General features: G+C 72.0%; 12 protein-coding genes. 5 read left to right on the top strand and 7 right to left on the bottom strand.

The window, feature by feature from the left end:
* Positions 1–158: 158 nt before the first annotated feature.
* Complete coding sequence (locus EKO23_RS02895) at positions 159–569, top strand: TFIIB-type zinc ribbon-containing protein (RefSeq protein WP_217702424.1); 411 nt, start codon at positions 159–161, stop codon at positions 567–569.
* 10 nt (positions 570–579) lie between these two features.
* Positions 580–1272, top strand: coding sequence for a spermidine synthase (locus EKO23_RS02890; protein WP_134713895.1), 693 nt, complete (start codon positions 580–582; stop codon positions 1270–1272).
* On the opposite strand, the gene EKO23_RS02885 is transcribed toward EKO23_RS02890, so the two are convergent.
* Both EKO23_RS02885 and EKO23_RS02880 read right to left on the bottom strand, forming a co-directional pair.
* The gene (locus tag EKO23_RS02885) at positions 1251–1757 is read right to left on the bottom strand and encodes an SRPBCC family protein (RefSeq protein ID WP_134713893.1); all 507 of its coding nucleotides are present in this window, start codon (positions 1755–1757) and stop codon (positions 1251–1253) included. The two genes, EKO23_RS02890 and EKO23_RS02885, sit on opposite strands and share 22 nt — an antisense overlap.
* Positions 1754–2131 (bottom strand): ArsR/SmtB family transcription factor, encoded by a 378-nt coding sequence (locus EKO23_RS02880; protein WP_167880294.1) that lies wholly within the window; start codon positions 2129–2131, stop codon positions 1754–1756. The genes EKO23_RS02885 and EKO23_RS02880 overlap by 4 nt, the downstream gene beginning before the upstream one ends.
* 128 nt (positions 2132–2259) lie before the next feature.
* On the opposite strand from EKO23_RS02880, the gene EKO23_RS02875 reads away from it, so the two are divergent.
* Positions 2260–3612, top strand: coding sequence for a class II fumarate hydratase (locus tag EKO23_RS02875; protein WP_134714186.1), 1353 nt, complete (start codon positions 2260–2262; stop codon positions 3610–3612).
* Positions 3609–4433: a class I SAM-dependent methyltransferase gene (locus tag EKO23_RS02870; RefSeq protein WP_134713889.1), complete on the top strand. Its 825-nt coding sequence runs from the start codon at positions 3609–3611 to the stop codon at positions 4431–4433. The genes EKO23_RS02875 and EKO23_RS02870 overlap by 4 nt, the downstream gene beginning before the upstream one ends.
* Before the next feature lie 135 nt (positions 4434–4568).
* Here the strand turns inward: EKO23_RS02870 and EKO23_RS02865 are convergent, their stop codons facing one another.
* The 5 genes from EKO23_RS02865 to EKO23_RS02845 form a co-directional block, all read right to left on the bottom strand.
* The gene (locus EKO23_RS02865) at positions 4569–6176 is read right to left on the bottom strand and encodes a PKD domain-containing protein (RefSeq protein WP_134713887.1); all 1608 of its coding nucleotides are present in this window, start codon (positions 6174–6176) and stop codon (positions 4569–4571) included.
* A gap of 653 nt (positions 6177–6829) precedes the next feature.
* Positions 6830–7480 carry an aggregation-promoting factor C-terminal-like domain-containing protein gene (locus EKO23_RS02860; RefSeq protein ID WP_134713885.1) on the bottom strand — a complete coding sequence of 217 codons (651 nt, stop codon included), beginning with the start codon at positions 7478–7480 and terminating at the stop codon, positions 6830–6832.
* A 258-nt stretch (positions 7481–7738) separates the two neighbouring features.
* Positions 7739–9073, bottom strand: coding sequence for an RNA 5'-3' helicase PhoH2 (gene phoH2 / locus EKO23_RS02855; RefSeq protein WP_134713883.1), 1335 nt, complete (start codon positions 9071–9073; stop codon positions 7739–7741).
* 322 nt (positions 9074–9395) lie between these two features.
* The gene (gene ppdK / locus EKO23_RS02850; protein WP_134713881.1) at positions 9396–12071 is read right to left on the bottom strand and encodes a pyruvate, phosphate dikinase; all 2676 of its coding nucleotides are present in this window, start codon (positions 12069–12071) and stop codon (positions 9396–9398) included.
* A 137-nt stretch (positions 12072–12208) separates the two neighbouring features.
* Positions 12209–12985 (bottom strand): isoprenyl transferase, encoded by a 777-nt coding sequence (locus tag EKO23_RS02845; RefSeq protein ID WP_281280840.1) that lies wholly within the window; start codon positions 12983–12985, stop codon positions 12209–12211.
* A gap of 72 nt (positions 12986–13057) precedes the next feature.
* Between EKO23_RS02845 and trhA the strand changes: the two genes are divergently transcribed.
* Entirely contained in the window at positions 13058–13810 is a 753-nt protein-coding gene (trhA, locus tag EKO23_RS02840; protein ID WP_134713877.1) for a PAQR family membrane homeostasis protein TrhA, read from the top strand.
* Positions 13811–13919: the final 109 nt, after the last annotated feature.

Below are 13919 nucleotides of genomic sequence, written 5' to 3'. Positions count from 1 at the left end.
GGATGGAGACTGGAGCCCCCGGCACGGCCGGCTTCCCACGTCCGCCGACCGTGCCAACGCAGGTCCCGGAAGCCTCCTCCGGGACCTGCGACGCGCAGGCCCGTTGGAACCCTGCCGCGTCGCCGCACGTTGGCCGGGTAGCCGACGAAGGAGATCCCATGCAGTGCCCGACCGACGGAACCGTGCTCGTGATGAGCGAGCGCAGCGGCATCGAGATCGACTACTGCCCCACCTGTCGGGGTGTGTGGCTCGACCGTGGCGAGCTCGACAAGATCATCGACCGGTCGCTCACCCAGCCCGCCCCGGCCGCGCCCGCCGCGCCGGCGCCGTCGTACCAGGACACCCGCGGGTACGACGACCGGCGCTACGACGACCGGCGCTACGACGACCGGCGCTACGACGACCGGGCTACGACCAGCGCCACCGCAAGCCCAAGCGCAAGGAGAGCTGGCTCAGCGAGCTCTTCGACTGAGCCGCCGGCACCGTTGGTCGAGGAGGGCGCCCAGCGCCCGTCTCGAAACCAGGGTGCCCACGACCCGACCGCCTCGCGTGCAGGGGTCTCCGGATAGCGTCGTGGCCATGCCCACCGAGTACGCCGAGGTAGCTCGCGCCGAGACCGAGCGCGGGGAGCTGGTGCTGCGCACCCGCCGGGAGGAGTCCGCCCCCGAGGTGCTGGAGCTGCGCGCGAACGGGGTGTTCGTGATGGACACCGCTGAGACCTCGACCGAGCGCGCGCTCGCGGCCGCCGCGCTCGACCTCGTCGACGGCCCGGCGTCGGTGCTGGTGGGCGGGCTCGGGCTCGGATTCACGATGCGGGAGGTGCTCGCGGACCCGCGGGTCGAGCGCTGCACGGTCGTCGAGCTCGAGCAGGCGCTGGTCGACTGGATGCGCGACGGCACCATCCCGCACGGCCCGCAGGTGCTGGCCGACGAACGGCTGACCGTGGTGGTCAACGACGTGGCGCTGGCGTTCGCCGAGGCCGGCGAGGTCTCCTACGACCTGGTGCTGCTGGACGTCGACAACGGCCCGGGCTACCTGGTGCACGACGAGAACGCCGAGCTCTACCGCGTGCCCTTCCTGACCGCCGTACGACGGGTGACGAGGCAGGCGCTGGTCGTCTGGTCGGCCGACACCTCCGCGGAGCTCGAGGCGGCCCTCGGCGAGGTGTTCGACGACGTGCGTGCGGTGCCGTACCCGGTCCAGCTCGGCGCCCGCGCGGAGACCTACTGGCTCTACGTGGCGCGCGTGGCTCAGGAGAACGCCGCGACGTAGTGCGCGGACTGCGACGGGTAGTAGTCGTCGAAGTCCACCGACCCGACGTCGCCCCCGGTCTCCGAGGCCACCAGACGGTCGAGGTAGTAGTCCCAGCCCGGGCCGATCTGGGAGGCGGCCTCGGGATCGGACATCACCTGGCCGAAGGTCAGCGTGGTCACCCCATCGGCCTCGACGAGGTCGAGCTCGAGCTGCCACTGCGAGCCGTCGCCGCCCTGGGTGCGGACCACCAGCCGACGCGGCGGGTCGCAGACGTCGATCGAGGCGGGTTCGGCGGGCGCGTCCTCGCCCTCCGCGGTCATCCGGAATAGCACCTGCCCCTCGGCCGGGTCGCCGGACCAGGTGCCGATCCAGCGCTCCATGCGGGACGGCTCGGTCACCGCGGCCCACACGTCCTCGATCGGGGCCCGGAACGTCCGGGTCAGCACCAGGTAGCCGACACCCTCGCGCGCCTCGCGCCGTCCGGTCGGTGGAACTGCCGTCATCCCGCCTCCTCCTCGCCCTCGGCCCCGCGGCTGCCCGGTCGGGACGCGCCGCGCCGGTCACGCGACGTACGGCGCACCTCGAGGTCCAGCCCGTCGAGCGCACGCTCGGGGACCGGCGGCGCCGGAGCCTCGACGGCGTCGAGCCACGAGCGCACGGCGGCCAGGCCGGCACGCTCGAGCCGGTAGCGGCGCTCCCGGCCGTGCGTGGCGCCGGCGACCAGTCCCGCCTCGGTGAGCACCCGGAGGTGCCGACTCACCGCCGGCCGGCTGATCGGGTGCTCGGCGGCGAGGTCGACCACCCGGGCAGGGCCGGAGCCGAGCCGCACGAGCAGGTCCCGGCGTACCGGGTCGGCGATCGCCTCGAACGCGTCCACCCACCATTGGTAACCCATCAGTTACCTTTCGGTCAACCGGTAGCGTCGGTCCCGTGACCACCGCCGAGGGGACCGACGGAAGCACCGAGCCGGACCACCGGGACCGCCACCGCGTCGAGCACGACTCGATGGGCGAGGTCCGGGTGCCGGCCGACGCGCTCTGGCGTGCGCAGACCCAGCGGGCGGTCGAGAACTTCCCGATCAGCGGGAGCACCCTCGAAGGCAGCCACCTGGTCGCGCTGGCCCGGGTGAAGGCAGCCGCGGCCGTGGTCAACGCGCGGCTGGGGGTGCTCGACGCCGACATCGCCGAGGCGATCCGGGCCGCGGCCGAGGAGGTCGTCGCCGGCCGGCACCACGACCACTTCCCGGTCGACGTCTTCCAGACCGGGTCCGGCACGTCCTCGAACATGAACATGAACGAGGTGCTCGCCTCGCTGGCCTCACGCCGCGGCGTCGAGGCGCACCCCAACGACCACGTCAACGCCAGCCAGTCCAGCAACGACACCTTCCCCACCTCCATCCACGTCGCCGCGGTCACCGCGACCCACACAGACCTGCTGCCCGCCCTCGACCACCTGGCGTCGGCGTTCGAGCGCAGGGCCGAGGAGTTCGCGGACGTCGTCAAGGCCGGCCGTACGCACCTGATGGACGCAACCCCGGTGACGCTCGGCCAGGAGCTCTCCGGGTACGCCGCGGTCCTACGGCTGGGCGTCGAACGCCTGGAGTCGACGCTCCCCCGGGTCGCCGAGCTCCCGTTGGGCGGCACCGCCGTCGGCACCGGCATCAACACGCCCGAGGGGTTCGCCGCGGCGGTGATCGCCGAGCTGTCCGACCGCACCGGGCTGCGGTTCACCGAGGCCCGCAACCACTTCGAGGCGCAGGGGGGCCGCGACGCGCTGGTCGAGCTCTCCGGCCAGCTGCGGGTGGTCGCGGTCGGCCTGACCAAGATCTGCAACGACCTGCGCTGGATGAGCTCGGGCCCGACCACCGGCCTGGCGGAGATCCACCTCCCTGACCTCCAGCCCGGGTCCAGCATCATGCCCGGCAAGGTGAACCCTGTCGTACCCGAGGCCGTGCTGATGGTCTGCGCCCAGGTGGTCGGCAACGACGCCGCGGTCGCGACCGCCGGGGCGGCGGGCAACTTCGAGCTCAACGTGATGATGCCGGTGATCGCGCGCAACCTGCTCGAGTCGATCCGGCTGCTGTCCACCGCGACCCGGCTGCTGGCCGACCGCTGCGTCGACGGCATCACCGCCGACGTCGACCGGATGCGCGCGTACGCCGAGTCGTCGCCGTCGATCGTCACCCCGCTCAACCGGTACGTCGGCTACGAGAAGGCCGCCGCCATCGCCAAGAAGGCGATGCAGGACGGCACCACGATCCGTGAGACGGTGCTGGACCTCGGTCTCGTCGCCGACGGGACCCTGACCGAGCAGCAGCTCGACGACGCCCTCGACGTGAAAGGCATGACGCACCCGTGACCCTGCAGGACTCCGCCGCCGTCCGCGCCCAGTACGCCACCGAGGAGAGTCTCCACACCCGGCTCTCCGTCTGGCACCCGGCGCTCGACGGACGGGACCCGTCCACGCTGGCCCTCGACGCGGCTGTCGGCGCCGTCGCGGGGCGGGAGACGCCGCACCTGCTGGACGTGGGCTGCGGCACCGGCGGCTTCGCGGCCCGGCTCTCGCTGGCCCTGCCCCGGGCGACCGTGAGCGCGATCGACCAGTCAGAGCGGTTCGTGCGGCTCACCCGCGAGCGGGGCATCGACGCCCGCGTGGGCGATGCCCAGGCGCTGCCGTTCGACGACGGCTCGCTCGACGTGGTCACCGCGATGTGGATGCTCTACCACGTGCCGGACCTCGACCTCGCGTTGGCGGAGGCCCGGCGGGTGCTGCGCCCCGGCGGGCTGTTCGTCGCGGTCACCAACGGCGACCAGCACACCGCGGACCTGCGCCGCGAGGCCGGCGGGGCTCCCCTTGTCACCCAGTTCAGCAGCGAGAACGGCGAGGAGGCGCTGCGACGCCACTTCTCCGACGTACGCCGCGAGGACGTGGCCACCCGGGCCCTGTTCCCCGACCACGCGGCCGCCCAGGCCTACCTCGACACGCTCGCGTGGGTGCCGTCGGAGGAGCTGGCGGCGGGCGACGCCGGCGACGCCGCTGCGATGGCTCCGGCCGCCTCGCCGGACCTCTCCGTGGTGGTGCCCCCGCCCGGCGAGCGCCGTACCACCGACCTGCTGCTGCCCGCCTTCGACGGCCCCCGCGAGTACGCCGGCCACGTCACGGTCTTCACCTGCCACTGACCCCTTTTGCCGGATAGTCCCAAACGTTCGAGGGATCGCCGACCGGTCGGTGACCCTCGAACGTTTGGGACTATCGGGAAATGCGGCGCCGGCCGGGTCAGGGGGCCCCGGCCGGCGCCGTGCTCGTGCGTGCCGTCAGCGTGTGAGCAGCTGCTTGCGGGACAGCACCGCGGAGCGGTTGGCCGCCCGGTCGACAGCGACCACCTTGACGTACATCGTGCCCTTGCGGAGCCCGGCGACCCGGGCCGACCAGGTGCCCGTCGCGGTCGGCGTGACCTTGCGGATGCCGGCCTTCTTCCAGGCACGAGCCGCCGTGGCGGTCTTGACCCACGTGCCGGTGGCCGGACGGAAGGCGTACCACCTGGTGCCCCGCTTCTCGATGACCCGGACCTCGACCCGGCTCACGCCGGTCCCGGCAGTGTCCGTGGCCCGGCCCTTGAGCGTCCGCCAGCTGGCGACGTAGCCCGTGCGGGTCTTCGGGACGGTCAGCCTGACGACCGGCTTGACCGTGTCGGCCGTGACGGTCACGGTGTCCGCCGCGACCTGCGCGGTGTTGCCGCGCTCGTCCTCGAGCGTGACCGTCGGCGTGTAGGAGCCGGCGGCGGCGTACACGTGCGACGGCGCGACCATGGCGTCCGGCCACGACGTGGTGGTGCCGTCGCCCCAGCTCACCGTGCGCTGCACGGCGGCGACGTCCGTGTAGTCGTCCGCGAGCGCGGTCTGGCCGAGCTGGACGGCGGTGAGGCCGGCCCAGGCAACGGTCGGGGACGCGGCGAACGTGCCCGTGGGAGCGTTGTCCTTGGTGACGGTCACCGGGTCCGCGGACACCGGCGCCGTATTGCCGGCCTCGTCCTCGAGGGTGATGACCGGTGTGAAGGTGCCGGCGGTGGCGTACACGTGCGAGGGGACGTCGACCAGCGTCGGCCAGGGCGTGATCGGGGTTCCGTCGCCCCAGTCCACCATGCGGAGCACCCGGGCGGCCGGGCTGAAGTCGTCGTCGAGCCCCGCCTGGCTGAGCTGGACTGCGGTCAGGCCCGCCCAGGCGGCGGTCGGCGACGCGGTGAAGCTGCCCGTCGGGGCGGTGTCGTCGCCGATCACGACCGCGTGCAGGTACTGCTCGCTGACGTTCAAGGCCTGGTCGGTGAGCTTGACCCTGGGTCGGTAGTACCCGTCGGTGAGCGGGTAGGTGTAGCTGATCGTGGTGCCGGTCGACCACGGCTCGTAGCCGTCGCCGCGGCCCCAGTCGATCTGGCGGGTGATCGACCCGGCCGGCGAGAGGTCGTCGCTGAGCGACTCCTGCGTGACGGTCGCGGTGCTCACGTTCCAGGCAACCCCGAAGGTGCCGGTCGGCGGGGTGACGTCCGGCAGCACCTTGGTCAGCGAGACCATGGTGCCCTTACGGGTCCCGGCGAGCGGGGTGACCTGGATCGTCACGCTGGTGCCCGCCGGCCTGGTGGTGGTGGCGGACCAGGACGTGGCCGTCACCGTGGCGCTGTCGAGCGCGACCCCGCCCGGGTCGACGAGCTTCACCTGGTAGCTGGTGGCGTTGGTCGCGGCGTTCCACGACGAGGCGACCTGGTAGGCCGCGGCCGGCTTGCTCACGGTGGCGACCAGGCCGGTCACCTTGCCGGGCTTCACCGGCGGCGCGGCGACGGCGGGTACGGCGGCCGCGGCGGCGACCAGCGCGACCCCGACCAGGACGGCGGCTGCCCCGCGCGACGCACGGGATCGGAAGAACTTCATGACTCCCCCCGGAATCACAGACGAAGCGGCGGCGCCCGCCCGAAGAAGTTCCCACCCAGGTGCCCTGTCGGGACAGAGCATGCGGTCCGCCGACGGCCCGCGCCCCCAGAAACACGCCCTGGGGCCGGAAACGCTCCCAACGGGTGGCGTTTCCTGACAGGGAATGACCATCTAGACCTGTCGCGCCGTACGACGGCTCCGGCGGCGTTCTCCCGCGCCCCCTGCCGGGGTGGTCCGCGACGTCCTGGCTCGCCCGGACGGCGTGTCGGCGACCAGGTCGTCGCGGACTACGGGGGCATGGCGACGGGATGGTCCGGGTCGGTGCCGGAAATGCAGGGCGGGGGTGCATCGGCCTGGCTGGGGAACCCGCCCGACGCACCCCCGACGAGTGCCCGCCATGGGGACGGACCTCGGGGAAAGGGCTGCTGCGTCGCAGTTGGGGCCACGACAGTGGTCCAGCAGCCTTGCATCATCTGCAGCTGCGGCACCGGGGAAGCGCCGCAGCACGAGCATGGCGGGGTCCGCAGGCGGTCGGCAGGCGATTGCCGGCAATGCGACCGGTCAGCCGCGGAGCGTCGTCATCCGGGGTGGTGACGTCGATGACCCGATCGGACTACCGCCTCACTGGGGATCGACGGTCTCCAACCCGCGGATCAGTACCAGTTGTGGCCCTGCTTGAAGCTCCAGGCGCCGCACGGGCTGCCGTAGCGGTCCTCGATGTAGCCGAGACCCCAGCGGATCTGCGTGACCGGGTTGGTCTCCCAGTCCGGGCCGGCCGAGGCCATCTTGGAGCCGGGCAGCGCCTGGGGGATGCCGTACGCCGACGAGCTGGGGTTGTCGGCGTTCACGCGCCAGCCGCTCTCGGACGTGTAGAGGGAGTCCAGGCAGCCGAACTCGTCCTGGGAGTACCCGAACTCGGAGAGCAGCGCCTTGGCGATCTCCCGCGGGTCCTCGTCGGAGATGTCCTCGGTGCGGCTCACGGCGGTGCCGGTGCGGTCGACGCCGGACAGGGCAGCGGCCTTGGCGGGGTCGGCGGAGCGGCGCCGGTCCGCGGAGCGGGACACCTCGTCGTCGCGACGGACGGCATCGGTCTGGACGTCGTCACCGGCGTTCATCTGGGGGAAGTCGGCGGCGACGTTGACCGGGGATTCGGCGTTGGACTGCAGCACGCCGCCGGAGACGGCAACACCGGTCGCGGCGACCGCGACCGAGGAGTACAGCACGGAGTTGCGCAGGACCTTGGTGGGTCGGCTGGGGGCTCGGTGGTGGCGGTGCTTCGGAGTGTACTTGGCGTGTTTCGACAAGGAGCTACTCACGGCTAGACGTCAGGGCAAACCCGTGACCGAGTCCCGAGGGGTCACGAAAAGGTCTCGGAACACCATGCATGACGTGACCACGCAGGGCAAACCGAACACGGCAGAAACCGACGCGACCCCGGTCACAGTTGGTCACACCAACCACATCGGCCACTTGGGGAGCACCAGTCACCACAAAAGCGGACGTGGGAGGCTCCGGCTGCCACCGAATCCTCCCACGTCGCTGGCCGAGGGGTCCCGGCCGGGTCACATGGTGACGTTCTCCAGCATCTCGGTCACCAGCGCCGCGATCGGCGAGCGCTCGGACCGGGTGAGCGTGACGTGGGCGAACAGCGGGTGGCCCTTGAGCTTCTCGATGACCGCGACCACGCCGTCGTGGCGGCCCACCCGCAGGTTGTCCCGTTGGGCGACGTCGTGGGTGAGCACCACCTTGGAGTTGGCGCCGATCCGCGAGAGCACGGTGAGCAGCACGTTGCGCTCCAGGCTCTGCGCCTCGTCGACGATGACGAACGCGTCGTGCAGCGAGCGGCCGCGGATGTGGGTGAGCGGCAGCACCTCGAGCATCCCGCGGTCGAGCACCTCGTCGATGACGTCGGGCGAGGTGATCGCACCGAGCGTGTCGAAGACCGCCTGGCCCCAGGGCGACATCTTCTCCTGCTCCGAGCCGGGCAGGTAGCCGAGCTCCTGGCCACCCACCGCGAACAGGGGCCGGAACACCACGACCTTCTTGTGCTGGCGGCGCTCCATCACCGCCTCGAGGCCGGCGCACAGCGCCATCGCCGACTTGCCGGTGCCGGCCCGGCCGCCGAGGGAGACGATCCCGACCTCGGGGTCGAGCAGCGTCTCCAGCGCGATCCGCTGCTCGGCGGAGCGGCCGTGGATGCCGAACGCCTCGCGGTCACCCCGGACCAGGTGGACCTGCTTGTCGGGCCCGACCCGGCCCAGCGCGGTGCCGCGGTCGGAGAGCAGCACCAGGCCGGTGTGGCAGGGAAGCTCGCGGGCCTGCTCGAGGTCGACCACGCCGTCGTCGTACAGCTCGTCGAGGTCGGCGGCGATCACCTCGACCTCGGCCATCCCGCTGTAGCCGGTGTCGGACTCGCTGATTGCCTCCGCGCGGTACTCCTCGGCGTCGAGGCCGACCGCCGAGGCCTTGATCCGGAGCGGGAGGTCCTTGGAGACCAGGGTGACCAGCGCGCCCTCGTTCGCCAGGTTGCGGGCCACGGCGAGGATCCGAGTGTCGTTGTCGCCGAGCCTGAAGCCCGACGGGAGAGATTCGGGGTCGGTGTGGTTGAGCTCCACGCGGATCGTGCCGCCGGCCTCGCCGACCGGGATCGGCTCGTCGAGCCGCCCGTGCAGGACCCGCATCTCGTCGAGCATGCGCAGCGCCGAGCGGGCGAAGAAGCCGAGCTCGGGATGGTGCCGCTTGCCCTCGAGCTCGGTGATCACGACCACCGGGAGGACCACCTCGTGCTCGTCGAACCGGCGTACGGCGCCCGGGTCGGCGAGCAGCACGCTGGTGTCGAGGACGAAGGTGCGGACGGACGGAGCGGTGCGCTTGCCCTGCTGACTCTTCGAGGCCACGGAACTCACCCTCTTGAGCCGGCGCGCGCACTCGTCGCCCGGCCCTGGATCACGCGCTGACGGACCGGGGGGATCCCGACGGCCGGAGTGCCGGCCTTCCCCACGCACGCCGCGGTGGCGACGTCACGCGGTGATCGTGTGAGAACACGGCCGGGCCTCCCAGTACGGCAGGCTTCCCCACCCGCCGATGAGCCCGAACGTACGCCGGGTCCCCAGCCGGTCCGGGCCGACACGCCCGAACGTGGGGTGAACAGTCACCGACCTCCGACCGGACGGTCGGACGGGTCACCCGACCGGGCCATCGCCGAGCCGCCCGACGGGGTCAGTCCGAGCCGCCCCCGCCCAGCGCCGACCGGCCGGCCTCGAGCCGGGCCACGGGGACCCGGAACGGCGAGCAGGAGACGTAGTCGAGCCCGACCTCGTCGAAGAAGTGGATCGAGTGCGGGTCGCCGCCGTGCTCGCCGCAGATGCCGAGGTGCAGGTCGGCCCGGGCCTCGCGGCCCCGCTCGACCGCCATCCGCACCAACGCGCCCACGCCGTCGGTGTCCAGCGACTCGAACGGCGAGACCGGGAACACCCCGTGTTCGAGGTAGGTGCTGAAGAACGACGCCTCGACGTCGTCGCGCGAGAAGCCCCACGTCATCTGGGTGAGGTCGTTGGTGCCGAACGAGAAGAACTGGGCGATCCCGGCAATCTCGGCGGCGGTGACTGCGGCTCGGGGCAGCTCGATCATGGTGCCGACCTTGTGCGCGATGTCGACGCCGGTCTCCTGCTGCACCTGCTCGGCGACCGCGGCGATCTCCCGGCGCACGATGTCGAGCTCCCGGACCGTCGCGACCAGCGGGATCATGATCTCCGGGCGGGCGTCCCCGCCGGCCGCGATCCGGGCCGCGGCGGCCTCGAGGATCGCCCGGGCCTGCATCGTGAACAGGCCGGGGATGGCGATGCCGAGGCGCACGCCGCGCAGGCCCAGCATGGGGTTCTGCTCGTGCAGCCGCTTCACCGCGTCGAGCAGCTTGTGGTGGTGGGTGTCCTCGTTGCCGCGCTCGTCCTCCAGCGCGACCTGCACCGACAGCTCGGTGTAGTCGGGGAGGAACTCGTGCAGCGGCGGGTCGATCAGCCGGATCGTCACGGGCAGCCCGTCCATCGCCTCGAGGATCTCCTCGAAGTCCTGGCGCTGCAGCGGCAGCAGCGCCGCCAGCGCGGCCTCCTGCCCGGCGTCGTCCTCGGCCACGATCAGGTGCTCCACCAGCTCCCGGCGCTCGCCGAGGAACATGTGCTCGGTGCGGCACAGCCCGATCCCCTCGGCACCGAACCGGCGGGCCCGGGACGCGTCGCCGGCCTTGTCGGCGTTGGTGCGCACGTGCAGTCGGCGCCGGGAGTCGGCGTGCTCCATCAGGCGGCGTACGGAGTGCACGAGGTCGTCGTCGGCCTCCTCGCCCTCGAAGTAGCGGACCACGAGGGAGTCCGCGACCGGCACCTCGCCGGCGAACACCTCGCCGGTCGAGCCGTCGATCGAGATCACGTCGCCCTCGCCGAGGGTCGGGCCGCGGCGTACCTTCACGCGCTTGCGCTCGGCGTCGACGTCGAGCGCCTCGGCGCCGCAGACGCAGGTGCGGCCCATGCCGCGGGCGACCACGGCGGCGTGCGAGGTCTTGCCGCCCCGGCTGGTGAGCACCCCGCGGGCGACCATCATCCCGTGCAGGTCGTCGGGGTTGGTCTCCTGGCGGACCAGGATCACGTCCTCGCCGCGCTCGGCCCACTCGACCGCGGTGTGCGAGTCGAAGACGACCTTCCCGACCGCGGCGCCGGGTGAGGCGTTCATGCCCTTCGCGATCAGGTCGCGCGGCGCGTCCTCGTCGAACCGCGGGAACATCAGCTGCGCGAGCTGGGCGCCGGTGACCCGGCGCAGCGCCTCGTCGAGGTCGATCAGGCCCTCGTCGGCCATGTGCACCGCGATCCGGAACGCCGCCTCCGGGGTGCGCTTGCCGACCCGGGTCTGCAGCATCCACAGCTTGTCGTTCTCGACCGTGAACTCGATGTCGCACATGTCGCGGTAGTGGTGCTCGAGCGTGGCCATGATCCGCAGCAGCTCGGCGTGCGGACCCGGCGCCACCTCCTGCATGTCGGCCAGCGACACGGTGTTCCGGATGCCGGCGACCACGTCCTCGCCCTGCGCGTTCTGCAGGTAGTCGCCGTACTCCCCCTGGGCGCCGGAGGCCGGGTCGCGGGTGAAGGCCACACCCGAGCCGGAGTCCATGCCCCGGTTGCCGAACACCATCGCCTGCACGTTGACGGCGGTGCCCAGGTCCTCGGGGATCCGCTCCTGCCGGCGGTAGAGCACGGCCCGCTCGGTGTTCCAGGAGTCGAAGACGGCGCGTACGGCGAGGTCGAGCTGCTCGCGGGGATCCTGCGGGAAGTCCCGGCCGGCGTGCTCGGTGACCAGCCCCTGGAAGGTGCCGACCAGGCGCTTGAGGTCCTCCTCGTCGAGGTCGAGGTCGGCCTCGGTGCCGCGCGCCCGCTTGGCGTCGTCGAGCGCGCGCGCGAAGACCAGGTGGTCGATGTCGAGCACGGTCGAGCCGAACATCTGGATCAGCCGGCGGTAGGAGTCCCAGGCGAACCGCTCGTCCTTGCTGGCCGCGGCCAGGCCGTGCACGGAGCGGTCGTTGAGGCCGACGTTGAGGACGGTCTCCATCATCCCGGGCATCGAGAACTTCGCCCCGGACCGCACCGACACCAGCAGCGGGTCCTCGGCGTCCCCGAGCGTGCGTCCCATCGTCTTCTCGAGGGCGGCCAGCCGCTCGGTGACCTGGCCGGCCAGCTCCGCGGGCTCGGCGCCCTCCGCGAGGTAGGCCTTGCAGGCCTCGGTGTCGATCGTGAACCCCGGGGGCACGGGCAGCCCGAGATTGGTCATCTCGGCGAGGTTCGCACCCTTGCCCCCCAGCAGGTCCTTCTGGTCCTTGTTGCCGTCCGCGAAGTCGTGCACGAAGGTGGTCACCCCCCGAGCATGCCGCGGATCGGCGCGCCGCGCATCCACAGGTTCCGCGCCCCACGCCCGGTGAGTCGGCACAAGATGTGCCGGGTCACCATTCTCGAAACGGTGTGAGTCGGCACAAGACGTGCCGGGTCGACGGGTCAGGTGCCGAAGCGGCGCTCCCGCTCGGCGTAGGCACGGATCGCGCGGAGGAAGTCGACCCGGCGGAAGTCCGGCCAGTAGGCCTCGCAGAAGTAGAACTCGCTCTTGGCGGACTGCCAGAGCAGGAAGCCGCCGAGCCGCTGCTCGCCGGAGGTGCGGATCACCAGGTCGGGGTCGGGCTGGCCCTTGGTGTAGAGGTGCTCGGCGATGTGCTCGACGTCGATGGTCTGGGCGAGCTCCTCCAGCGAGGTGCCCTTCTCGGAGTGCTCCACCAGCAGCGACCGGACCGCGTCCGCGATCTCGCGGCGACCGCCGTACCCCACGGCGACGTTGACCAGCATGCCGTCGACGTCGCGGGTGGCCTCCTCGGCCTCCTTGAGCCGGCGGGCGGTGTGGGCGGGCAGCAGGTCGAGCGCTCCCACCGGGTGCAGCCGCCAGCGCCGCTGGTCGGCGAGCGAGTCCACCGCCTCCTCGATGATGCCGAGCAGGGCCTCGATCTCCTGCGGGGGACGGTTGAGGTTGTCGGTCGACAGCAGCCACAGGGTGACCACCTCGATACCGGTCTCCTCGCACCAACCGAGCAGCGGCTCGATGTTCGCCGCGCCGGCCCGGTGCCCGTGCGCGGTGTCCGCGCCGACCGCCTTCGCCCAGCGCCGGTTGCCGTCCAGCATCACGCCGATGTGCTTCGGGAGGCGGTCCTGGGGAAGCGCCTTGACCATCCGAGCCTCGTACGCCGGGTAGAGCACCCGCCGGATCGCCTGTTTCCAGTCCGCCACGTGACCGACTCTACTCGTCCTGTCTGTACCGATCGGCGTACACCATGAGTGGCCATCCGTACCCTTGGGTACATGAACGACATGATCCGCTCCCGCCTGGACCATGCCGTCGACCGGACCCACGGCGCCGTGGACCGGGCACGCGACCGGGCACACGACACGCTCGCCGACATCAAGCCGAAGCTCCGCGGCTGGCTGCACCTGGCCACCGCACCGCTCACGCTCGCTGCCGGCATCGTCCTGATCGCACTCTCCCCCACCGCGGCGACCCGGGTCGGCTCGGCGATGTTCGCCGCGACCGCGCTGGTGCTGTTCACGGTCTCCGCGATCTACCACCGCGGCACGTGGTCACCCCGCACGTGGAACTTCCTGCGGCGCTTCGACCACGCCAACATCTTCCTGCTCATCGCCGGGTCCTACACGCCGTTCGCGCTGCTGTTCCTGTCGGGCACGCCCCGCTGGCTGCTGCTCTCGATCGTCTGGACGGGGGCCGTGGTCGGCGTCTTCTTCCGGGTGTTCTGGACCGACGCGCCGCGCTGGCTCTACGTGCCGATCTACATCGCGCTCGGCTGGGCCGCGGTGTTCTTCATCCCGTCGTTCGCCGCGGGGGCCGAGCGGTTCGACCCGGGCATCGCGATCGCGGTCCTCGTGCTGGTCGCGGCCGGCGGCGTGCTCTACACGCTCGGCGGGGTGGTCTACGGCTTCCAGCGCCCCGACCCCTCGCCCCGCTGGTTCGGCTTCCACGAGGTGTTCCACTCGTTCACGATCCTGGCGTTCGTGACCCACTACGTCGGCGTCTCGCTGGCGACGTACTCCCTGCGCTAGCCAGGGCTACCCGAGGCAGGAGCCGGCCACCCGGAACTGCCCCAGGCCCATCCGACGCACCACGGGACGACCAGCGCCCCGCACGGGCCCCCCGCCCAATCCCCCTACG

It is taken from the genome of Nocardioides guangzhouensis (assembly GCF_004519545.1).
GTDB classification, from domain to species: domain Bacteria; phylum Actinomycetota; class Actinomycetes; order Propionibacteriales; family Nocardioidaceae; genus Nocardioides; species Nocardioides guangzhouensis.
This window is presented reverse-complemented; position numbering and strand designations above follow the sequence as displayed.